General features: G+C 44.2%; 21 protein-coding genes. 10 read left to right on the forward strand and 11 right to left on the reverse strand.

Features of this window, described 5'->3' with window-relative positions; translation table 11 throughout:
• Positions 1-4 precede the first annotated feature (4 nt).
• The 3 genes from FTD44_RS11295 to rpsP all read right to left on the reverse strand — a co-directional run bounded on the left by FTD44_RS11295 (position 5) and on the right by rpsP (position 3929).
• Positions 5-2731 (reverse strand): FtsK/SpoIIIE family DNA translocase, encoded by a 2727-nt coding sequence (locus tag FTD44_RS11295; RefSeq protein WP_222166542.1) that lies wholly within the window; start codon positions 2729-2731, stop codon positions 5-7.
• A gap of 47 nt (positions 2732-2778) precedes the next feature.
• A complete protein-coding gene (gene rimM, locus FTD44_RS11300; RefSeq protein ID WP_129021356.1) occupies positions 2779-3306 on the reverse strand; it encodes a ribosome maturation factor RimM in 528 nt (175 codons plus the stop codon).
• Between the two features lie 83 nt (positions 3307-3389).
• Positions 3390-3929, reverse strand: coding sequence for a 30S ribosomal protein S16 (rpsP, locus tag FTD44_RS16210; RefSeq protein WP_222166543.1), 540 nt, complete (start codon positions 3927-3929; stop codon positions 3390-3392).
• 194 nt (positions 3930-4123) lie between these two features.
• Here rpsP and FTD44_RS11310 point away from each other — a divergent pair, with 194 nt between their 5' ends.
• From FTD44_RS11310 to FTD44_RS11330, 5 genes are all read left to right on the forward strand, one after another.
• On the forward strand, positions 4124-5107 hold the full coding sequence (locus tag FTD44_RS11310) for a pyruvate dehydrogenase complex E1 component subunit beta (protein ID WP_222166544.1): 984 nt from the start codon (positions 4124-4126) through the stop codon (positions 5105-5107).
• An 89-nt stretch (positions 5108-5196) separates the two neighbouring features.
• Positions 5197-5649, forward strand: a complete 453-nt coding sequence (rpiB, locus tag FTD44_RS11315) for a ribose 5-phosphate isomerase B (protein WP_129021353.1) — start codon at positions 5197-5199, stop codon at positions 5647-5649.
• 19 nt (positions 5650-5668) lie between these two features.
• Positions 5669-6529, forward strand: a complete 861-nt coding sequence (gene tatC / locus FTD44_RS11320) for a twin-arginine translocase subunit TatC (RefSeq protein ID WP_246625409.1) — start codon at positions 5669-5671, stop codon at positions 6527-6529.
• Positions 6530-6643: 114 nt separating this feature from the next.
• Positions 6644-7033, forward strand: a complete 390-nt coding sequence (locus FTD44_RS11325; protein WP_129021352.1) for an SRPBCC domain-containing protein — start codon at positions 6644-6646, stop codon at positions 7031-7033.
• A 113-nt stretch (positions 7034-7146) separates the two neighbouring features.
• Positions 7147-7632 (forward strand): DUF6799 domain-containing protein, encoded by a 486-nt coding sequence (locus tag FTD44_RS11330; protein WP_222166545.1) that lies wholly within the window; start codon positions 7147-7149, stop codon positions 7630-7632.
• A gap of 72 nt (positions 7633-7704) precedes the next feature.
• Here the strand turns inward: FTD44_RS11330 and FTD44_RS11335 are convergent, their stop codons facing one another.
• A complete protein-coding gene (locus tag FTD44_RS11335; RefSeq protein ID WP_222166546.1) occupies positions 7705-8661 on the reverse strand; it encodes a hydrogen peroxide-inducible genes activator in 957 nt (318 codons plus the stop codon).
• A gap of 93 nt (positions 8662-8754) precedes the next feature.
• Between FTD44_RS11335 and FTD44_RS11340 the strand changes: the two genes are divergently transcribed.
• Positions 8755-9198, forward strand: a complete 444-nt coding sequence (locus tag FTD44_RS11340; RefSeq protein WP_129021349.1) for a PaaI family thioesterase — start codon at positions 8755-8757, stop codon at positions 9196-9198.
• Here FTD44_RS11340 and FTD44_RS11345 read toward each other — a convergent pair.
• Positions 9195-9512 (reverse strand): ATP-dependent Clp protease adaptor ClpS, encoded by a 318-nt coding sequence (locus tag FTD44_RS11345; protein ID WP_246625410.1) that lies wholly within the window; start codon positions 9510-9512, stop codon positions 9195-9197. The genes FTD44_RS11340 and FTD44_RS11345 overlap by 4 nt on opposite strands.
• Positions 9513-9599: 87 nt before the next feature.
• Between FTD44_RS11345 and FTD44_RS11350 the strand changes: the two genes are divergently transcribed.
• Positions 9600-10145: an RNA methyltransferase gene (locus tag FTD44_RS11350; protein ID WP_246625411.1), complete on the forward strand. Its 546-nt coding sequence runs from the start codon at positions 9600-9602 to the stop codon at positions 10143-10145.
• Between the two features lie 10 nt (positions 10146-10155).
• Positions 10156-11517, forward strand: a complete 1362-nt coding sequence (locus tag FTD44_RS11355) for a DUF58 domain-containing protein (protein WP_222166547.1) — start codon at positions 10156-10158, stop codon at positions 11515-11517.
• 54 nt (positions 11518-11571) lie between these two features.
• Here the strand turns inward: FTD44_RS11355 and FTD44_RS11360 are convergent, their stop codons facing one another.
• Positions 11572-12918 (reverse strand): porin, encoded by a 1347-nt coding sequence (locus tag FTD44_RS11360; protein ID WP_246625412.1) that lies wholly within the window; start codon positions 12916-12918, stop codon positions 11572-11574.
• Positions 12919-13335: 417 nt separating this feature from the next.
• Here FTD44_RS11360 and polA point away from each other — a divergent pair, with 417 nt between their 5' ends.
• The gene (gene polA / locus FTD44_RS11365) at positions 13336-16143 is read left to right on the forward strand and encodes a DNA polymerase I (RefSeq protein WP_222166548.1); all 2808 of its coding nucleotides are present in this window, start codon (positions 13336-13338) and stop codon (positions 16141-16143) included.
• Here the strand turns inward: polA and FTD44_RS11370 are convergent.
• The 5 genes from FTD44_RS11370 to FTD44_RS11390 are packed head-to-tail and all read right to left on the reverse strand — an operon-like array spanning position 16140 to position 20907.
• A complete protein-coding gene (locus tag FTD44_RS11370) occupies positions 16140-16691 on the reverse strand; it encodes a dual specificity protein phosphatase family protein (RefSeq protein WP_222166549.1) in 552 nt (183 codons plus the stop codon). The two genes, polA and FTD44_RS11370, sit on opposite strands and share 4 nt — an antisense overlap.
• Positions 16691-17752 carry an ABC transporter permease gene (locus FTD44_RS11375; RefSeq protein WP_222166550.1) on the reverse strand — a complete coding sequence of 354 codons (1062 nt, stop codon included), beginning with the start codon at positions 17750-17752 and terminating at the stop codon, positions 16691-16693. Before FTD44_RS11375 ends, FTD44_RS11370 begins: the two co-directional genes overlap by 1 nt.
• 17 nt (positions 17753-17769) lie before the next feature.
• Complete coding sequence (locus FTD44_RS11380) at positions 17770-18378, reverse strand: GNAT family N-acetyltransferase (RefSeq protein WP_222166551.1); 609 nt, start codon at positions 18376-18378, stop codon at positions 17770-17772.
• Positions 18379-18402: 24 nt separating this feature from the next.
• Positions 18403-19362 carry a M28 family peptidase gene (locus FTD44_RS11385; protein WP_222166552.1) on the reverse strand — a complete coding sequence of 320 codons (960 nt, stop codon included), beginning with the start codon at positions 19360-19362 and terminating at the stop codon, positions 18403-18405.
• Between the two features lie 21 nt (positions 19363-19383).
• On the reverse strand, positions 19384-20907 hold the full coding sequence (locus FTD44_RS11390) for a lipopolysaccharide biosynthesis protein (RefSeq protein ID WP_246625413.1): 1524 nt from the start codon (positions 20905-20907) through the stop codon (positions 19384-19386).
• 135 nt (positions 20908-21042) lie between these two features.
• Here FTD44_RS11390 and surE point away from each other — a divergent pair, with 135 nt between their 5' ends.
• On the forward strand, positions 21043-21837 hold the full coding sequence (surE, locus tag FTD44_RS11395) for a 5'/3'-nucleotidase SurE (RefSeq protein WP_222166553.1): 795 nt from the start codon (positions 21043-21045) through the stop codon (positions 21835-21837).
• Positions 21838-21890: the final 53 nt, after the last annotated feature.

Below are 21890 nucleotides of genomic sequence, written 5' to 3' on the forward strand. Positions count from 1 at the left end.
GAATCTAGAGGAATGATTGCAGGATTTCCTGCAGTTCATACTCGGTTTTAACCAGTACATCTCTCGGTTTGGAACCTTGTGTAGAGCCCACAATTCCTGCGGCTTCCAGCTGGTCCATAATACGGCCGGCACGGTTATAACCCAGGTTGAATTTGCGCTGCAGCATAGAGGTAGAGCCACTTTGAGAGTTGACTACCATATAAGCACATTCTTCAAACATCTTATCTCTTTTAGAAAGGTCGATGTTCTTCTCTTCCATGCCTTCGTTTTCAGCACCCTCATATTCCGGCAGCTCAAATGCGGATGGATAGCCTCTTTGTTCTCCGATGAATTCCACGATTCTTTCTACTTCAGGTGTATCTACGAATGCACATTGCAGACGGATCAGTTCACTGCCATGAGAGATCAGCATATCCCCGCGACCAATCAGCTGGTCTGCCCCACCCGTATCCAGGATGGTGCGGCTATCGATTTTAGAAGATACACGGAAGGCAATACGTGCAGGGAAGTTGGCCTTGATAATACCAGTAATAACGTTTACCGAAGGTCTCTGTGTCGCCACGATGATGTGAATACCAATCGCACGGGCCAGCTGCGCCAGTCGGGCAATCGGCATTTCTACTTCCTTACCTGCGGTCATGATCAGGTCGGCAAATTCATCAATCACCAGTACAATAAACGGAAGGTATTTGTGGCCATCATTAGGATTCAGGCGACGCTTGATGAACTTCTCATTGTATTCTTTGATGTTACGGGCACCGGCATCTTTCAGCAGCTCATAACGGTTATCCATCTCAATACACAGTGCATTCAGTGTATTGATCACTTTCTTCGTATCGGTGAGAATGGCTTCTTCTTCATTCGGCAACTTGGCCAGGAAGTGCTTTTCGATCAGGCGGTAAATAGATAATTCTACCTTTTTAGGATCCACCATAACAAACTTCAACTGAGAAGGATGCTTTTTATATAATAGTGATACCAGGATGGCATTGATCCCTACAGACTTACCCTGGCCGGTAGCACCCGCCATCAGTAAGTGTGGCATCGTAGCCAGGTCCACAATATAGTTTTCATTGTCGATCTTCTTGCCCAATGCGATCGGCAAGCTCATCTTATTATTGACAAACTTTTCGCTGGATAATAAGGCCCGCATGGATACAATTTGCTTATTGGCATTAGGTACCTCAATACCAATCGTACCTTTACCCGGAATCGGGGCAATCATACGTATACCCAGTGCTGCAAGGCTCAGGGCAATATCATCTTCCAGGTTACGGATTTTAGAAATACGCACCCCTTCTGCCGGTATAATCTCATACAGGGTTACCGTTGGTCCTACCGTAGCCGATATTTTCTGTATCTCAATTCCAAAACTCTTCAGGGTAGCAATGATCTGGTTCTTATTACGCTCCAGTTCTTCGCGGTCATAAGCGATATCGCCTTGTGCGAATTGCTCCAGCAGGTCCAGTGTCGGGAAGCGGTAATTGGGCAGATCCAGTGATGGATCGTATGGTTCACCGCTTTCAATACTGATATGACCACCGTTACTCGGAATACTTTTTTCTTCAATAACGGGCTTGTTCACGATAAAGTCATCATCTTCCTGCTCATCATCCGATTCAAAGGTATCAAAGGCCAGGTCATCATGTTGTTCCGCACCCTGCTGTACATATATTTCCGGGTCAAAATCTTCCTCCTCTTCTTCTTCAACAGGTAATTCCATTTCCAGTGCAGGTGCGGTAGGTACCGTAATGGTTTCCGGCACAGCCGATACCGGTGCAATAATCATATGATCCGGTATATTCAGCTCCTGTTCAGGGCTATGGTACTGCATTGGAGCAGGTTCATTTACATCAATCAGTTTCATGCCCAGGTCCTGGACATCCTCTTCAAGATGTATTTTATGAGGTAAGGCATCGTCGGCCAGTAAACGGTTCTCCCCGTTCATGTCCTCTTTTGCCGGAATATCTTCATCATCAGGATAAACGGTAGAAAATGGATAAGCTGGCTTCTCGGTAGCATCCTCTGTATTTTCTTCATCCATTACCGTATCAGTATCGCGTTCCGGATCGGTAACCGTGCGTTTAGCCAATAGTCTAGCTTTAGCCATCCATGGTTTAATGTCGAAATTAAATACAATAAATGCGAAGATGAGGAATACCGTGATCAGTACAAATACAGTACCCAGCTTACCGGCAAAGCCTTCTGTCCAGGATACAATACCATTACCCAATGCACCACCATAAGGGAATGCCTGTTCGCCCATAGTGAAGGACAGCAGCGGGCTCACAAACAGGAAGGCCAATGCCATCCAGCGGATCCATTTGGAGGTATTGATATAACGAGTTCCGTATAATATATTTATACCCTTTGCAATGATCCAGGCCGTAAATACGATAGCCATAACCCCTACCCCTCTGAATACCAGGAGGTGCGACATGGCAGCACCCAGACGGCCGCCCCAGTTGCGTACCGGAGATTTATCATCAAATAAGAATTCCCCAAGAGACAAACCGGATATCAGTTTGTTCTGATCATGGCGCCAGTTAAAACAATAGCTGATGATAGAAAGCGTCCAGATACAACCGATCAGGGTTACCAGGAAGCCAATGGTCAGTCGGATATTCTTTTTACGTTGCGCAATGATGGCCGGGTCCGTAGGTTTGGGAACCGGTTTGGGATTAATTTTCGGGCTTGGTTTCTGTTCTTTTTTAATAGCTTCTTTAGGCATACTTTAATAATCGCAATTCTTTAAAACAATATACATTCCGCATGCGTCTATGCATCAAGGTATACATCCAGTAATCCTTCCGGCAGGTTCAGATGCAGGGTTTTGGTGGCTATATTTACTGATTTTATTGTTTGTTCATTTAGTGGTACAATCACTTCCTGCTCACCTTTATAAAGGATGGTCGCCAGTAGTTGTCCCGGTGTCTCCAGCAGTTCATCTACCTTTCCGATCTGGCCAAAGGTTTCATCCCAAACCTCAAAGCCCACGAAATTCACTTCCTGATCTTTAGGTTTTACTCTTTCATATTGTTCGGTACTGAGGTAGACTGCTTTGCCACTTAAGGCCTTTGCTGCTTCCATGGTATCCACTTCATCCAGGTCTACATATAGTTCCTTTTCATTACCAACAGTGATCTTTTTAATGAAAAATGGGATATAACTTTCCCGTTTCAGCTCAATGAAGATATGCTTCAGTTGTTTTAATTCCTTATTTTTTCCCAGGTGATGCATCAGCATTACCGTACCGTCCAGGCCATGCGTATGGGTTATTTTTCCAATTTGGATGTACTCATTCATAAAGTGGTAAAATTACAACATTAAAAAAGGAAATAACGCTAGTTATTTCCTTTTTTACAATAATATCGAAAGTGCTTTTCAGCTTATTCAGCCGCTGGAGTTTCACCTTCAGTAGCAGGAGCTTCAGTTGGTGCTTCTTCAGTTGCAGTAGCTTCAGCTTCCGCTTGTACTTTAGCTTGTGCTTTTGCAGCTTCTTTCTCTTCTACGCGACGTACAGACTCTTGAGTTGTAGCGTGACGTTTGTCGCTTTTGTGTTTACGGTGAGCTTCTTCACGGTTAGCAACCAGAACTTCATGCTCAGCGTTCCATTTTTCAAATTTATCTTTAGCAGCTGTTTCGTCGAACAGACCTAAAGCTACACCGCGCATTAAGTGCTTCATGTATAACACACCTTTGAAAGAAAGGATACGACGTACGGTGTTAGTTGGTTGAGCACCTTTGTTTAACCATTCCAGAGCGCTTTCGCGATTGATACGGATAGTTGCAGGTACCGTTAATGGGTTATAAGTACCCAGTTTCTCGATGAATTTACCATCACGAGGAGACGTGCTGTTAGCAGCTACGATGAAATAAAATGGGCGTTTTTTAGACCCATGGCGTTGCAGGCGGATTTTTACTGCCATAATAATTGAAATTATTTGCGTTTAACAAAAAAATGAACTGCAAATGTACAATCAAAATCCAAAAAAGCCAAAAACTATTTAGAACAAAAAAAGGTCTTTCTGAATTATTGTACAACATTCAGAAATGTGCTGTATCTTTACCGCAATTTTATCAAAAATAATCGTTTTACAAATACTAAGAATAATTTAAAATTATGCCAGAAATAGCTTTTCGTCAGGCCTTACGTGAGGCATTGCAGGAAGAAATGCGCAGAGATGAACGTGTTTTTTTAATGGGAGAGGAAGTAGCTCAGTACAACGGAGCATATAAGGTGAGTCAGGGAATGTTGGATGAATTTGGCGCTAAGCGAGTTATCGATACCCCGATTGCTGAATTAGGTTTTGCTGCGATTGCAGTAGGCGCTGCTACCAATGGTCTGCGTCCTGTAGTAGAATTCATGACCTGGAACTTTGCTGTACTGGCACTGGATCAGATCCTGAACCACTCTGCTAAAATGTTATCTATGAGCGGTGGCCACTTCGGTAACCCGATCGTGTTCAGAGGACCAAATGCATCTGCAGGTCAGCTGGGTGCACAGCACTCTCAGGCATTCGAAAGCTGGTATGCTAATATTCCTGGCCTGAAAGTAATTTCAGTATCCAACCCTTACGATGCAAAAGGATTATTGAAATCAGCTATCCGTGACGATGATCCGGTTGTTTTCATGGAATCTGAAGTAATGTATGGTGACCTGGGTGAAGTACCGGAAGAAGAATACCTGATCCCGATCGGTAAAGCCCGTATCGCAAGAGAAGGTACTGATGTTACCATCATTTCTTATAATAAAATGATGAAAGTAGCACTGGGTGCTGCTGAAGAACTGGCTAAAGAAGGTATCAGTGCCGAGGTAATTGACCTGCGTACGATCCGTCCTTTAGATCACGAAACAATCCTGAATTCTGTAAAGAAAACAAATCGTTGTGTGATTGTTGAAGAACAATGGCCATTTGCTTCTGTATCTTCCGAGATCGCATACCGCGTACAGAAAGATGCATTCGATTACCTGGATGCACCGGTACTGCGCCTGTGTTCAGCAGATACTAATATGCACTACGCACCAAACCTGGTGGCTGCATATCTGCCGGATGTAGCCCGTACGGTGAAAATGGTAAAAGAAGCCATGTACATTAAAAAATAAATTTTAAACATAATTTTAAAGGTGTAAACAAGAGTTTGCACCTTTTTTATGCTGTTCACAATTGATTAATCGTTAATTTTGCAATCCTTATGACACACACATTCGATAAATCGTTACCATTGGCTATCGGCTGCGACCACGCCGGATTTGCATACAAAGAAAAGATCAAGGCTTACCTGATCGAAAACGGCTGGACCGTAGAAGATAAAGGCACCTACTCTACCGATAGTACTGACTATCCTGACTATGCACACCCTGTAGCGGAAATGGTAGAAAGCGGAGCGGCTACAGCCGGTATCCTGATCTGCGGTAGTGGTAATGGCGTTTGTATGACGGCAAATAAGCACAACGGTATTCGTGCAGCACTGTGCTGGAATGAAGAACTGGCAGGCCTGGCGAGACAACATAATAATGCTAATGTATTATGTATGCCGGAACGCTTTGTTTCTTATGAAACTGCACAGGCGATGACACAGATCTTCCTTTCTACAGATTTTGAAGGAGGACGTCATGAAAAAAGAGCCGAAAAGATCAGCCTGTAATAGCATAAATTAAGATTCGTTGAGTATTTTAGATAAATTTCTCGCAAAACGCGCCACGGGCAATCCCAATGGCGAAATGGTTTTTATGGACCATATCGAAGCGTTGAGATGGCATATCGTGCGTGCATTCATTGCCATTATTATTGCCTCAATATTTGTATTTTTCAATATTGAGTGGGTATTCCAGTACGTGATCCTCGGACCGGCCAATAAGGACTTTATCGCCTATCAGTGGTTTTGCTCCCTGGGCAAACTGCTGCATGTAGATGCCTTGTGTATGGAGCCGATTACGGTTCAGTTTCAGAATACAGAATTGAGCGGTCAGTTTATGATGAGCTTCTCTTCCAGTTTTATGATCGGCTTTATTGCAGCATTCCCGTATGTGTTCTGGGAGTTCTGGAAATTTGCCCGTCCGGCACTGACCGAAAATGAGCTGAAACATACCCGTGGTATTGTATTCTGGGCCAGCAGCTTATTCCTTATGGGGGTACTGTTCTCCTACTTCATCATTGCACCGTTTACGATTAATTTCTTTGCCACATATAAGCTCAGCCCGCAGTTTGAAAACATCATTACGATTTCCAACTACTACGACACGATGAGTGACCTGGTATTCGGTATGGGTATTGTATTTGAACTGCCAATCCTGGTGTATATCCTGGCTAAGATCGGTATCTTAACACCAAAACTGATGCGTGATAACCGTCGCTATGCGATTGTGATCATTATGGTACTGGCGGCTATTATTACTCCTCCGGACTGGTTCAGTATCTTCCTGGTAGCCATACCACTGGTATTGCTGTACGAAGTGAGTATCAATATCAGCGCCCGTCTGACTAAAGAAAGAGAAAAGAAAGCGAAAGAAACCTTACCCTGGTAAGCGCTAATCAATATTATAAATAATAAAGCCGGAACTATATTCCGGCTTTATTATTTATAGGTGCTTCCGGTCTTATTCCATGAAGAACCTTTACTTTTGTAACAAAATTGACATATGCAGGATTTTAAGAAATATTTTATCATACCGGCCAGCCCGGAAGAAGTATACCTGGCGCTGACCCGCGAGGAAACTGTAGCCCTTTGGACGGGTGCAGAAACGGAAATGAATGCTGTGGTCGACGGCGAGTTCTCTATGTGGGACGGGGCAATTGTGGGCCGTTTCCTGGAACTGGAACCGGGAAAGAAAATAGTACAGGAATGGTATTTCGGAGAGCAGGAAGAAGCGTCGATTGCGACCATAAAACTGCATGAAGATAAAAAAGGTACCTCACTGGAACTGCGACATACCAACATCCCGGATGAAGCATATGAGGATATTTCGGAGGGATGGGAAGATCCGTACATTGCTTCTCTGATCGAGTTTTATCTCGATGAACGCGGCTGATATAGTCGTTAAATTAATACAAATTTCCGGAGAGGTGTTGAAATTGAGCTTACTTTTAAAGTGGAAACAGATTAACCATTGGTTGACTATTTGATCATTAAAATCAGACAAACATGAAAAAAGTAATCTTAATCTGCGCAGTTGCAGCGTCATTAACTGCTTGTAAAAACACTGCAGAAACAAGTACTACAGATATGAAGAATGATCCAATGTCTAGTACTACCCCTCCTGTATCTACACCTTATACAGTAACGGAAGGTGATATTATGCGCAAAGGTGGTGTCGTTGTGGTATATGAAAACGGTCAATGGGTACCGGTTACCGGCGAGATCATTCTGGCTGATGGTACTGTAGTGACACAGCGCGGAGAAGTGAAAAAAGAAGGCAGAATGGTAGTCCTTGATGAGGGGTATACCTTAAGCCGTACCGGAGCATTCTTCGACAAGGCCGGTGCTGCTGTAGAAAATGCCTGGGATGCGACTAAGGATGCTACAAAAGAAGCGGCAAAGGATATTAAAGAGGGTACTCAAAAAGCCGTTGATAATACCAAAGAGGCCATTCGCGATGTAAGAGACAAGATGCGTGATACTACACGCTAAATACTATTGAGTGATTATAAGAATAGGGCCTGCTGATCCAGCAGGCCCTATTCTTATAATATAAACTATATACTACAGTTTTGCAGTTTGTATGCGTAATACTTTACGGTCCGATTTCTGCACCTTCATTTTCTCCGGTACCATTTCCAGTATCTCATCAATGATCGTTTGCAGTACCGCAAGTTTCACAAAGTGATTATTGGTCACCAGTGAAATTTCTCTTACCGGCTCCGGGTTTTCAAAATAACGAATGCGTTCCTGGGCATCTTCATTAAAGTCAAAGGTTGCCAGTTCTGGAAGAACCGTTACACCACCATTCATATCCACCATTTTACGCAGCATATCTACATTGCCTGATTCGAAGCTGTAGGGCTTTTCATCCTGTAGTTTCATGATATTTTCTGAACATAAATTCAATACCTGGTTGCGCAGACAGTTTCCTTCATTCAGCAACCAGATGTTGTTCAGGTCAATGTCTTTAGGGTTAACCATTCTCTTCTGTAAAGCCTCAGTACCCTCGGCAAAGTAAGCAACTAATGGTTCAAAAAACAGGGGGTATTCTTTGATATTATTATTCTCCAGCGGAGTACTCAGTAAACCGGCATCCAGTTCATCTGCGGCCAGTCCGGCAATAATATCTTCGGTCTGCATTTCGGTAACCACCAGTTTTATCTTCGGGTATTTTTCTGCATAAGCAGATAAAAATTTAGGCAGTATATAAGGAGAAATAGTAGGGATAACCGCCAGTTTGAATACACCGTTAACCTCACTCTGGCTTTGCTGGATCAGTTGACTGATCTTAGCAGATTCTGCCAGGATATTTTTGGCCTGTGCCACGATCTGTGCACCGATTTCAGTCGCTGCGATCGGATGTTTATTGCGGTCAAATATCTTTACGCCGAATTCTTCTTCCAGCTTATGGATTTGCATGCTTAAGGTAGGCTGTGTTACAAAACACTTTTCCGCAGCAGCAACGAAACTTTTATAAGTGGCTACGGCTACTACGTATTCTAGTTGAGTTAATGTCATAAGGTCTTCAATTACATCTATCTACAAACTTAACACAATTTGTGAGATTAGATCTGTAAAATTCTGTTACTTTTGTGCCCTCAAAATACGGATATGAAATTGTCTCTTTCTTTATTACAATCGCTCATCGGACAGGAATTGAATAATACCCCATCGCCTGCGGGCAGCTGGCTGAATGTGCGTATGGAAGCGATAGAAAAGAATAAAGCAGTTGTGTCTATGCTGGTGAGACCGGAGATGTGTAATCCTTACGGGAATATCCACGGTGGCATGATGAGCCTGGTGATTGATGAAGTGATCGGCTTTGCAGTGTTATCAATGGAGGCCGAAACGCACTATACCAGCATCAATCTGAATGTAGATTTCCTGTACGCCATTAAAAACGGTGAACGTTTGAAAGCCACGGCAGAAGTGATTCGTATGGGTAAGAAGATCATGCATGTAGAGGTAAGGGTACATCATTTTGAAAACAATACCCTGCTGGCCAAAGCGACCAGTAACCTGAGTTCGACCTCTATGCAATACAGTATGGTCTAGCCTATACTGGCTGAAATTCCTCTGTCCAGCAGTGCTTCGCACATTGGTTTTAAGGTGTCGAAGTCTCCTTTTTTTACGGCATATTTACCGCTGAAATGTACAATCAGTGCACATTGTTCTGCACTTTCAGGTGTATGATTGCAAATATCTACCAGGGACTCTATCACCCAGTCAAAGGTATTTACTTCATCATTCCAAACGATAAGACTGTTGATCAGTGCTGATTTCTCTGCAAGCAGTACATCACTGTCAATATCAATTTGTGTATGCGCCTTGGTGCTGTACGGCGACATATTCATCATATCAGGATACATACTTATATTAATATAGAATTAAATGTCTGGCAAAATTATACAAAAAACCATTAGCCGGACACCAACATTTTGTTATTTTGCAATCTTATGACATCTCCAATGTTCCGTAAAAAAGAAATGAATGAATTGCAGCGCCTCAGCGTTGCCGATGCCAAAGCAGCACATACTTTTCCCCTCACTATAGTACTGGATAGCGTGCGTAGCATGCATAATGTGGGCTCGGTCTTCCGCACGGCAGATAGTTTCGGCCTGGAATCGATTGTACTCTGCGGGTACACCCCCAGCCCTCCGCATCGGGAAATTCATAAAACTGCATTGGGCGCAACAGAGACGGTACACTGGCAGTATGAAAAAGACATTGTTCCGGTACTGGAAAAGCTTAAAGCAGACGGGTACCGCATTATAGCAGCAGAACAGGTGCATAACAGCATCTCCCTGGAAACGATACAATATAATCCCACAGAGAAAATTGCCGTTATATTTGGTAATGAGGTTGAGGGCGTAAGCAATGATGCACTGGCACTTTGTGATCAGGTAGTGGAGATTCCGCAATTCGGAGCCAAGCACTCACTGAATATCTCTGTTTCAGTCGGAATCATAGTTTGGGAACTGATTCGTACCTTTAATCAATAAAAATCCGCTTTTGAAGCAGCTGCTCCTTAAAATAAGGTTTATACTCACCCACAGCCCGGTCCGGTTTAATCTATTCCTGATCGGTTTGCTGGCATGGCTGACTTATCGTTATGTATACCCGGTCGATGCTTCAAATGATAGTGATCACAATAGCTATCAGTCCTTACTGGTCTTGCTGGTCAGGATTGCAGGGCTGCTCGCACTTATACTGATAGGATTATCATTGCTTACCACTATCCTGGCCTATATCCGTTATCGCATACTGAACCGTAGCGGCAGGGCATCGTTTAAACTGGATCTGCAGACAGGCGATATGCAGGATGCGGCTTTGCACATTCACCCTACCCTTCAGTATGACTGGCGACCTTTCCTCGGTTTTATTTCCGGCAGGCTTCGTATAGACCGTTATGGACTGAGCAAATCTTTTGTACTGGCTTCTGTGCTAAGGCGCAGCCATAGCCTTAGAGCGCAGCAGTTTTCCGGTACAAGCGATCTGTATTTCAGAGATATCAAAGCATACCAGGTGACAGGGGCTACTCTATACTTTGAAGATATGTTCCGCCTGATACGCCTTTATATGCCGCAACCCTTACAGGGCGAGTTTTATCATCCACCGCAGGCAAACAGGATCAATGCTGCAGAGGTATTACCACAGGCACAACAGGAAATGGATGTACGTATAGAACAGATGCGTAAGGTAGAAGGCGAATACCTCAACTATAAGCAATTTGAATACGGTGATGATGTGCGCCGCATTGTCTGGAAAATATACGGACGCAACCGCGAGTTGGTTGTACGCAACCCGGAGATCCGCAACCCGTATGCTTCTGAGTGTTATTTCTATGCCAGTTTTTATAACCATATCGGTGGCTTATTGCTGGATGACGGCCTTGCAGATGAAATGCTCAATTATTACAAACAGGCAGTCTGGAGCCTCTATATGCAATTGCAGCAAAATGACGGACTGATGATCCATTATGTATCCGAACAGAACGTAAAGGCAGACAGGACAGATCGTCCGGAGGCGGAACAGGTGCAACACCGCATTACACAGGCAGTCTGGCAACAGGAAACAACTTTGCTGCATTATGCCGATCCGCAGAAAGGAAGCATATTCTGTATCCATTCCCTGAGCGATTATCATGAAGTAAAACAATTGCTGGAAAAGCTTTCCGATGATCAATATGTACACATGGTATCTTTATCAGAAGGCTTTGATCATTTTTCTTTTTCCTGGCTGAAACGGGTATTCATGAAACATCCGCAACCGGAAACAGAACAAAGGCATACAGCCTGGATGATTTCTCCGCAGCGAAAAGCGATCCTCAAAAATGAAGCTGCATTAAAACAGTTATTAAAGCAATACAGATAAAAAAGGATCGGCCCGGAATATTCCGGGCCGATCCTTTTTTATCTGTATATATGATTAGAAACTGAATTGTGCACGACAGGTAAAGTTGTCGTCCTTTAGGTCATTTTCCATGCCTTTGATGCTTGTTTTTTCATTTACCGGATGCTCATACCATAAAGTTACTTTCAGGTTTGGTGTCACGTAGTATACATAACCACCTCCAAAAGTATTATACTTTACATCTGCCGCAGTCAGGTTTTTAGCAGTGCTTACTGCATTGCCCGATACACGGGTATTCGGGTCGTACCAGTCATACTTCAGTACCAGCTGATGTTTGGTAGAACCCAGGTGTTGTAAATAATAGAAATAAGCACCGTTAAAGTCTCTTACGGCCAGTGGAGCAATACTACCCGTACTGGTCAGAGGGTAAGATCCCGGAGTTATGGTAGTGCTTAATGTACCCGTTTGCTTACCGGCAATATACTCACCACGGAACTCGGTCCAGCCTTTTTTATTAGAGATCTGTACCTGTGCATCAGCACCATAATATTGTCTTGGCAATATCTTACCTGTATTCTTCGCAGCACTGTCCGCTATCATCATATCATTGCTGTAACGATAATAGGTATTGTTCTGGCTAGCCAGGCCACCATTGAAATAGCTGACACCGGCAGAGAATTGTACCCTGCTGTTCGGAATATGTATTTTCTTAAAAGATAATTTAGATACCACATCTTTATGGCTGTCAAATTCCTGGGTACCGGTCAGGCCTTGTCCGTTGTAGATACCAACATCAACACCCAGCCATTTCATTTTGGCATTTTTCTTTCTTGGTGCAAAGGAGAACATGAAACCGAGGTCACGCTCCGTATTCATCAGTATTTGGGACATACGGCCACGCTCCGGTGCCTCACGGTTTACAGAGGAGTACAGCAGTTCAAAACCGAACGGACGTGCCATCATACCGGCAGAAAAGTGAAACAGTTCCAGCTCATTCTCGTAATAACGACCCCAGAAGTCACGCACATTTACGCCACGCTCTGTACCGTCAAATTGTAAAACGAAATAAGCAGAAGGTCTTCCTTTGCTGTCGTATCCGGTATAGTCCATACGTAAACGGCCGCGGCGTATACGGAAACGATTATCTGAATTGGGTGCAAAGTCACCACCATTGTAGCTGGCAGCACCCGGTGTCTGTATATATTGAAACTGCGGTTGCAAGTAACCGGAGAAACTGATATTTCCGAATTTAGTTGCAATGGATAACATTTTTTTACCCATAGCAGTGGTCGTATCAATCATGTCGATCAGGAGATCATTACCCATATTGCGCTTAGGATATACATCCAGTTTGGTGTCCTGAGCCCATATGGCTGATGCAGTCATTAGTGTAGTACCGCCGATCAGTAATAATTTCTTCATAATTAAATAATGATTTCGTAATCTGATTTTAAAATTTCGGCAAAAGTAATTTTCTCTTTTTACCTCGCATATAGTTCAATGTTATCTTATTATTAAGTGTTTCGGCTCCGGCTTCGGGAAGCAGAAGACTTTTTCTTTAATGAAATTGTGTTAAAGCACTGATTAAAAATATATTATGATGTTTTTTATTTAATAACCGCCGATACAGGATGACGTCGGTGGCGGAGTGACTTTTTGGAGGCTGATGGTTATAACGATAAAATTCCTATGTTTTAAACTAGTGAAGGGTAACCGGAGCATATCATATCTGTGTGCGAAGAAAGCAGTATAAATTGACTGCTTTCTGGTCTCCGATCACTGGTCCTGAACGCTCTATTGCAATTTTTTTAGTTTCCGGCGATCCAGTATCTTCGTCCAATGAAAAAATTGTTCCTTCTGGATGCCTTTGCACTTATATTCAGAGCATATTATGCCCTTATCCGCAGCCCGAGGATTACCTCTGCCGGAAAAAATACAAATGCGCAGTTCGGCTTTACCAATACCCTTATTGACCTGATCAAAAAATACCAGCCCTCACATATCGCGATCTGTTTCGATACACCCGGCGATACAGAGCGTCATGCTGATTTTGCAGATTATAAGGCCAACAGACAGGAAGCCCCGGAAGATTTGCTGGCCGCTATTCCGGATATTAAACGCATTATAGAAGGCTTCAATATTCCGATTATTGAAAGCCATGGTTACGAGGCCGATGATATTATCGGTACACTGGCCTGGCAGGCAGCCGATGCCGGATATGAGGTGTATATGGTGACACCGGACAAGGACTATGGACAACTGGTCTGCAAAGACAATGTATATATTTTCAAGCCTGCTTATATGGGCAATAAAGAAGAGATTCTGGATGGGGAGAAGATATGTGCCAAATGGGATATTAAACGTTGTGAGCAGGTAATAGATATACTGGGCCTGATGGGCGATGCAGTAGATAATATTCCGGGTATTGCCGGTGTGGGTGAAAAAACAGCCGCAAAACTGCTTAAAGAATATGATACGCTGGAGAATGTACTGGCCAATGCGGATAGCATTAAGGGTGCATTAGGTGAGAAGGTGCGTGCGGGTAAAGAAAGTGCGATTCTTTCTAAAAAACTGGCTACCATCATTACCAATGTACCGGGAGTGCATTTTCATGAAGAGGATTTCTGCCTGAGCGAGATGAATGAAGCGGATCTGGTAGAAGTATTTACCGAACTGGAATTCCGTACACTGGGCAAACGTATCCTGGGTGATGCCTTTAAAGTGACCACCAATGAAAAAGTACAATTAGATCTTTTTGGTAATGAAGTTGCGGTTGCAGAAAGCAAAAGCAATACAACAACAGCTGCCCCGGAATTGTTTGTATCCTTCAAAACCGCAAAAGACACACCACACCAGTATCATACAGTAGATACACCAGAGGCGATCGATTCACTGATCGGGCAACTGAAGCAATATAAAGAGATCTGTTTCGATACCGAAACAACCGGTACCGATCCTAATAATGTACAGATGGTAGGCATGAGCTTTGCCGTAGAAAAAGGTACAGCTTATTATGTGCCCGTAAGTGCAGACCAGGATGAGGCGATGAAGACTGTTGCCGCTTTCGCCCCACTCTTCAACGATGATGCTATTACCTGGATCGGACAGAATATTAAATATGATATTATTATACTGAAATGGTATCAGCAATTTATTGCCGGACCAGTATTCGATACCATGGTAGCGCATTATGTAATAGAGCCGGAAGGCAGACGCAGCATGGATTTGCTGGCACAGCAATTCTTGCAGTACGATCCGATCTCCATCACCGAACTGATCGGTAAAAAAGGGAAAGGACAGCTTACGATGCGCGATGTACCGGTACCGCAGGTGGCCGAATATGCTGCAGAGGATGCAGATATCACCTTGCAGTTAAAAGAAGCTCTGGCTCCGCTGATTATCGAAAAAGCAGTAGAAAGAGTGTTTAATGAAGCCGATAATCCGCTGGTAAAAGTACTGGCGAATATGGAAGTGGAAGGTGTACGGATAGATGAGCAGTTCCTGCAGGACTATTCTAAAGAGCTGGAGCGTGATGCAAGAATCTTTGAAGAGAATGTATACCAGTCAGCCGGTGTGCGCTTTAATCTGGCCTCTCCTAAGCAATTGGGTGAAGTACTGTTTGATAAATTAAAGCTCGATCCCAAAGCGAAAAAAACAAAGACCGGACAATATGCAACCGGTGAGGATGTATTGCTGAAGCTTGCGAATGAACATAAGATCGTAGATGATATTCTCGGTTTCCGGGAACTGACCAAACTGCGCAATACTTATGTAGATGCCCTGCCACTGATGATCAATCCGAAAACAGGCAGAGTACATACCTCTTACAGCCAGACGACCGCTGTAACGGGCCGTCTGAGCAGCAACAATCCTAACTTACAGAATATACCGGTGCGTACCGATCGCGGGCGGGAGATCAGAAAAGCATTTATCCCAAGAGATGAGCAGCATATCCTGCTGAGTGCCGATTATTCCCAGATCGAATTGCGTATTGTAGCGGCGATCAGCGGCGATCCTAATATGTGTGAAGCTTTCCGCAGTGGTGCCGATATTCACGCAGCTACAGCAGCTAAAGTATATGGTATTGATATTGCCGATGTGACCAAGGAACAGCGTTATAAAGCCAAGAGTGTAAACTTCGGTATTATATACGGACAAGGCGCATTTGGTCTGGCAGCTAACTTAGGCATCAGTCGTACCGAGGCCAAGGAGATCATTGATAATTATAAACGTGAGTTTGCAGGCATCAACCAATATATGGATGATATGATGAACTTCGCCAAAGAAAACGGCTTTGTACAAACCTTACTGGGCCGTAAGACCTGGTTAAGAGATATTCAGTCTGGTAATGCAGTCGTGAGAGGATACGCGGAGCGTGCTGCGATCAATGCACCGATACAGGGTACGGCTGCAGATATGATCAAACTGGCGATGATACGTATTGATGCGGCTTTACGTGACGCGCAATTACGTTCCAAAATGATCTTACAGGTACACGATGAGTTGATCCTGGATGTATATAAAGAAGAACTGGATACCGTGAAAGCATTGGTACTGGAACATATGCGTGCAGCCTTACCATTGCCGAATGATGTGCCTGTAGAAGCAGAAGCAGGTCATGGCCTGAACTGGCTGGAAGCACACTAGTGTTGCTTTATAGCCAATCGAAACTTTTCGATATCTATGTTCCGGATCAGCCGGGGCAGATTGCCAAATATTTTATGAAAGCCATATCCGCCATACATCATTTCGGATATGGCTTTCTCTTTGTCCCAACCCTGGTACAGAATGCGGTACATGGCCACTACTGTTCCTGTACGGTCCGATCCGTGCCAGCAATGAATCAGTACCTTGCCCTCAGATTGTTCTATCTGCCTGAAAATAGCCACAAGATCCTCTTCTGTCATGCTTGCAGTTACTACTTTAATATGATGCAGGTTGATTTTTGCCTGTCCGCTGCGACAGCGATCAGACCAGATTGTACGCAGGTTGATCACGTCTGTAAATCCTGCGGTTTCCAAAGCCTTAAAACCCTTACGGTGCGGCTGTCCTGAACGGTACAAGTGTGCACTTACCAGATGTATATTTTTGATAGGTAAAATAGTATCCTGTGCCCGGAGCGATTGCGACAGGCCCAGCATCAGTAATGCCGGTAGTAACCAGGGGTAGCGGCCGGTATATAGTGAATGACGCATTAATTCAGTTTTACGCGCGGGTCCAGTTTGGTGTACAGCAGATCGGTCAGTACACTCACTACTACAAAGATAGCTGCGGACAGCAATACGGCACCCATCACGACAGGGAAGTCAAATTTATCCAGGGCATCAACCGTTAGTTTACCCAGGCCTTTCCAGCTGAAGATAAATTCTACGAAGAAAGAACCTGCGAGCAATTCAGCCAGCCAGCCAGAAATGGCCGTCACTACGGGATTGAGTGCATTGGGCAAAGCATGGCGGAATACTACTTTTGTTTTACTTAATCCCTTGGCATAAGCCGTGCGGATATAGTCCTGCGACAATACATCCAGCAGCGCGCTTCGGGTTAGTTGTGCAATGATAGCCAGTGGACGTATGCCGAGTGTCAGCGCCGGTAAGATCAGGTGCTGTATGGCCAGTCTCCTGCCTCCGAAGGCATCATACTCCCATAGACTCCCTACCATAGGCAGACCGGTAATACTGCTGAGCAGGTACCCGAAAATATAGGCAATGATGAGCCCTGCAAAAAAAGATGGAGCAGAGATACCTACTACAGAACCCAGGATAGCACTGATGTCCCAGAAGGTGTCTTTCTTCACTGCGGCCAGCATACCGAGCAGAATGCCGATCACCGTTGCAAAGATCATGGCTGAAAGTGCCAGGACCATAGTGCCCGGCATCGCATCTGCCAGCACATCCCATACCAGCCGCTTGGTCTGGTAAGAACGGCCGAAATATGGTTTTTTCCAGACCAGTGCATGGTCAGCACCAAAGTTTACTAAAGATGCATACTGATACTTAGCCTGGTTTACAGAATCACGTTCATGCACCGTCAGGGGCAGCATATCATTCAGGTAGTAACCGTAACGGGTCAGCAAAGGCTTATCCAGGTTCAGTTCTTTGCGTACATGTTCGATAGAAGCCAGGTCACTGCGTTGCCCCAAAGTAAGCCTTGCCGGATCACCGGGCAGGGCATTGAAAAGTACAAACACAAGTGTAATCACCCCCCAGAGTACAGAGAGTGCATAACCGATCTTCTTTATGAAATACGCAAATGTCAAATGCTATAATGATTAATTTATGGATGCAGCTGCTGCTGTAATTGTTCTTTCTTTCCGTTCTGCCATTCTTCTTTCAATATACTCAGTACAATACTGTCTCTGCGGCTGCCATCTGCTGTAAGGCAATGACTGCGTAGTGTGCCCTCTATAGTACACCCGATGCGTTGCATAGCGGCTATACTCCGGGCATTGCGGGTATCGGCACGCAGTTCTACCCTTTCGATTCCCCATTGCTCAAAAGCAAAAGACAGGAGCAGATACTTGCAGTGTTTGTTCAGTCCCGTTCCCTGTTGGGCTTTGGCGTACCAGGTATACCCCAGCTGCAGGCTTCGGTGTTGCGGTTGAATATCATAAAACCGGGTGCTGCCTACATAGGTGCCGGTTTGTTTATCAAACACGATAAAGGGATATTCCCTGCCCTCTTCACGGGCAGTTACCGCATTGTGTACATATGCCGTCATACTTTCTTCATCAGAAGGACGTACCAGGGAATATTGCCAGATATCCGGCTCGTTCAGTACGTAGGGTATGAAGTATTGTATATCACTTTCTTCCAAAGGGCGTAATAATACCCTTTCATCTTCCAGCACAACATCTTTATCTAAACTAATGCTCGGTGTAAACATAGAGGTTGGTTTTCGATTGAAATATTATAGCGTGTATATATACTGCAGCAATGTTTGTCCTACCGCTTTGAGGGTATTTTTATCTACATTGCTCATATCATCTTTAGTGGTATGCCAGTAATGGGCAAAACCGGTATTGGTATTGGCCGGGAGGTCAATGATATCAATTGTAGGGATGCGGGCTATTTCATTTACCGGCATATGATCATCGGTAATGGTAGCGCCTTGCTCAAATACAAAATAAGAAGAGTAACCGGCTTTGGCTGCAGCTTCCCAAACCCCCTGCTGAATAGCACCGGCATATTGTTTAGAGTTGCCTTCCAGCGCAAAGCGGGCATTTTTACTGCCTACCATATCCAGCAGAATACCGCCAATGGCTTTATAGCCCGGCGTATGCGGGTTCTTAGCCCAGTACTGTGTACCCAGTGCATAAGAGTCTTCACCCCACTCACTTTTACCATAATCCTCAACATCCGTCAACAGGATATCGATACCCAGGTCGCCGTCAAATTTATTTTGCTTCAGTACATTAGCCAATTCGATCAGTACACCTACACCACTGGCGCCGTCATTGGCTCCCAGTACAGGTTTAGTCTTATCTTCCTGGTCAGCCCATGGTCTGCTGTCCCAGTGTGCGAGTAACAGCAAGCGATGTGTTGCTTTAGGATTGATGGCACCGATCAGGTTGATGCAACGCAGGCTCTTACCATCTTTTGCGGTAAAGCTGGTCTCCTGGCGGTACACAGTATCGCATGATTTTTTGAGTTCGCTTTCCATCCAGGCAGCGCATTGTTCCTGTGCTGGAGAGTTGGGCAGGCGTGGACCGAAATCTACCTGTTTTTGTATATGACTATAGGCATTATCCGCGTTGAAGGCAGGTACTTTCACTTCTGTCTGCTCCGTAACTGTTTCTGTCTGGTTCCCGTTACCACAGGAAGAGAACAGTAAAGATGCAGCCGTCAGTGAGGTTAAAATGAGTTTCATATGTCTTGTATTTGCTAATGTTTATTTTAAAAATTTACCGATTACCGGCATTGCTTTCAGTTCATTGCGCTCTAATCGCAGCACTAAAAATAAGAAAGAAATAAATAGGATAACCCCTGAAGCCAGTCTGATTACGGCATTGCTGTCCGGGAATACATAAGTGATGATTCCTTTATGCAGCAGATATAATGATATAATAACGGTAAGATAGGTCAGAATACGTTTGATCGGGTATGGAACCGGATAATATTTTTGCCCGGAGATATAACAGACCACCACCATACTGGCATAACAGATCAGGGTTGTCCAGGCCGATGCCAGCATTTCGTATTTAGGGATGAAGAGGTAGTTGCCCGCAAACGTAATCGCCGCTCCGAATAAGGTAATGTAAATGCCTACGCGCATACGGTCCGTGATCTTATACCAGATCGACAGGTTGTAATATATACCACTGAATACATTTGCAATCAGCAATATCGGCACTACAAACAGGCCCACACGATAAGGTGCACCCATATAATATTTCCATACATCATCCAGGAACAGAGCTGTCGTCAGGAAGGCAAGACATACGGTGATGACAAACCACTTCATGACCCTGGCATATAATTCCGGGGCATTTTTATCCTGCGAGCGGCTGAAAAAGAAGGGTTCTGCAGCCATGCGGAAGGCCGTTACAAATAAGGTAATAATAATAGACAGCTTATAGTTCTGAGAGTAAATAGCCTGTATCCTCATTGCGTATTCCTTTGTATTCGGAATCAGCTTCACCAGCATCTGGCGATCTATCACCTCATTCACCATACCCGCCAGACCAATAATGATCATGGGAGAGCTGTAGGCAAACATTTTTTTCCATAATGTCTTGTCTATTTTAAAGGTGAATTGCTTCCACTCATTGAACAGCATCAGGAATACAAAAATACTCTGTATCAGGTTTGCGATCAGTACGAAGGAGACCACCGTAAAACTATTGACCAGCCAGCTCCAGATACTATCCGGATAATGATTGGCCAACTTGGGTAAAATCACGACAAAGAAGGTAACCATGATGATATTGACCACAATACCGAAGACCTTTATGAAAGCATACTTTCTTGGCTTCTGTTCCTGGCGCAGTAATGCAAAAGGAATGGTCTGTATAGTATCAAAGAAAAGAATCAATGCTGTAAGACTGATATACTCGGTATGCCCCTCCAGTTCTACAAAGCGCTCTACCGGTACCCGTAATGCGTATAAAAGCAGGCAGAGAATGATGGTACTGAACAGCAGCGAACCGAACGCGGTATTGAAAAAGTCTTTCTGCCGCTCTTTCTGCCTGGAACAAAAACGGAAATAAGCCGTTTCCATACCATAAGTAAAGATTACATTCAGTAAGGCAAAATAGGAATAAATAAGGGTCACACTACCCTGCTGTACCATCTGTGCTTTCGATACCAGCAGGTAAGAAAGCAAGGGAAGTATCAAACTGTTGAGTAAACGTGCGGCCACGTTACTCATGCCATACCATAGTGTTTGTCCGGCTAATTGTTTTACTGCTGCCAAGTTGGGGGTTTTAACCCGCAAACTTAAAGATTTAAACTATATCGCAAGCAATGATCCATAAAAGTTTTAACAGAATAGCTATGCACAAAACTTAATCGGCCCGGCTGACAAAAAATTAGTAATCTTGTAGCCTGTATGGAAAGGACAACAACTTACAAACCAACGATATTAATCGTTAATGATGATGGTATTACCGCACCGGGACTCGCCAACCTGATTGAAGCTGTGGCGGACCTGGGCGAAATTATTGTAGTAGCACCGGACAGCCCTCAATCCGGTATGGGACATGCTGTAACCATAGGCAATACCCTGCGGCTGGTAAAAGTGAACCTGTTTGAAGAAATGGGTATTGAAGCATATCAGTGTAGTGGTACACCGGTAGATTGCGTAAAGATGGCACAGGATATCCTGTTGCACCGCAAACCGACCATTTGCCTGAGTGGGATCAACCACGGCTCTAATGCCTCTATTAATGTCATCTATTCGGGAACCATGTCTGCAGCTATGGAAGCGGCGATAGACGGTATACCTGCTGCCGGTTTTTCCCTGCAGGATTTTAGGTGGGATGCCGATTTCAGTATTGCTAAAAAAGTAGTGCGTACGGTAACACAGCAAATGCTGGGCAGCCACCTTCCTGAAAATTTCCTGGTGAATGTTAACATACCCAAGGTTTCAGAAGCCGATTTTAAAGGAATTAAAGTATGCCGTCAGGCCAGTGCGCAGTGGAAGGAGAATTTTGAAAAACGCGTAGATCCCCGTGGAAATGACTATTACTGGATGACCGGTAAGTTTGTGAACAATGATATGGGCGCTGATACAGACCTGGAAAACCTGAAACAGGGCTATGCCTCTGTCGTTCCGGTGAAGTTTGATCTTACGGATGAAGTAGTAGGCAGCTGGATTCGCAGAAACTGGGAAGTAGAAGGATAAACTACATTTCTGGCGCAAGTTTGCAACTTGCGCCAGTATTTTTAAGCTTTTTG

Origin of the sequence: Edaphocola aurantiacus (assembly GCF_019797745.1) — a bacterium.
Taxonomy (GTDB): Bacteria; Bacteroidota; Bacteroidia; order Chitinophagales; family Chitinophagaceae; genus Edaphocola; species Edaphocola aurantiacus.

Coding starts and splice junctions, on each gene's coding strand:
- FTD44_RS11295 (WP_222166542.1), bottom strand. CDS start 2,731: ATGCCTAAAGAAGCTATTAAAAAAGAACAGAAACCAAGCCCGAAAATT.
- rimM (WP_129021356.1), bottom strand. CDS start 3,306: ATGAATGAGTACATCCAAATTGGAAAAATAACCCATACGCATGGCCTG.
- rpsP (WP_222166543.1), bottom strand. CDS start 3,929: ATGGCAGTAAAAATCCGCCTGCAACGCCATGGGTCTAAAAAACGCCCA.
- FTD44_RS11310 (WP_222166544.1), top strand. CDS start 4,124: ATGCCAGAAATAGCTTTTCGTCAGGCCTTACGTGAGGCATTGCAGGAA.
- rpiB (WP_129021353.1), top strand. CDS start 5,197: ATGACACACACATTCGATAAATCGTTACCATTGGCTATCGGCTGCGAC.
- FTD44_RS11325 (WP_129021352.1), top strand. CDS start 6,644: ATGCAGGATTTTAAGAAATATTTTATCATACCGGCCAGCCCGGAAGAA.
- FTD44_RS11330 (WP_222166545.1), top strand. CDS start 7,147: ATGAAAAAAGTAATCTTAATCTGCGCAGTTGCAGCGTCATTAACTGCT.
- FTD44_RS11335 (WP_222166546.1), bottom strand. CDS start 8,661: ATGACATTAACTCAACTAGAATACGTAGTAGCCGTAGCCACTTATAAA.
- FTD44_RS11340 (WP_129021349.1), top strand. CDS start 8,755: ATGAAATTGTCTCTTTCTTTATTACAATCGCTCATCGGACAGGAATTG.
- FTD44_RS11345 (WP_246625410.1), bottom strand. CDS start 9,512: ATGTATCCTGATATGATGAATATGTCGCCGTACAGCACCAAGGCGCAT.
- FTD44_RS11350 (WP_246625411.1), top strand. CDS start 9,600: ATGACATCTCCAATGTTCCGTAAAAAAGAAATGAATGAATTGCAGCGC.
- FTD44_RS11360 (WP_246625412.1), bottom strand. CDS start 12,918: ATGAAGAAATTATTACTGATCGGCGGTACTACACTAATGACTGCATCA.
- polA (WP_222166548.1), top strand. CDS start 13,336: ATGAAAAAATTGTTCCTTCTGGATGCCTTTGCACTTATATTCAGAGCA.
- FTD44_RS11370 (WP_222166549.1), bottom strand. CDS start 16,691: ATGCGTCATTCACTATATACCGGCCGCTACCCCTGGTTACTACCGGCA.
- FTD44_RS11380 (WP_222166551.1), bottom strand. CDS start 18,378: ATGTTTACACCGAGCATTAGTTTAGATAAAGATGTTGTGCTGGAAGAT.
- FTD44_RS11385 (WP_222166552.1), bottom strand. CDS start 19,362: ATGAAACTCATTTTAACCTCACTGACGGCTGCATCTTTACTGTTCTCT.
- surE (WP_222166553.1), top strand. CDS start 21,043: ATGGAAAGGACAACAACTTACAAACCAACGATATTAATCGTTAATGAT.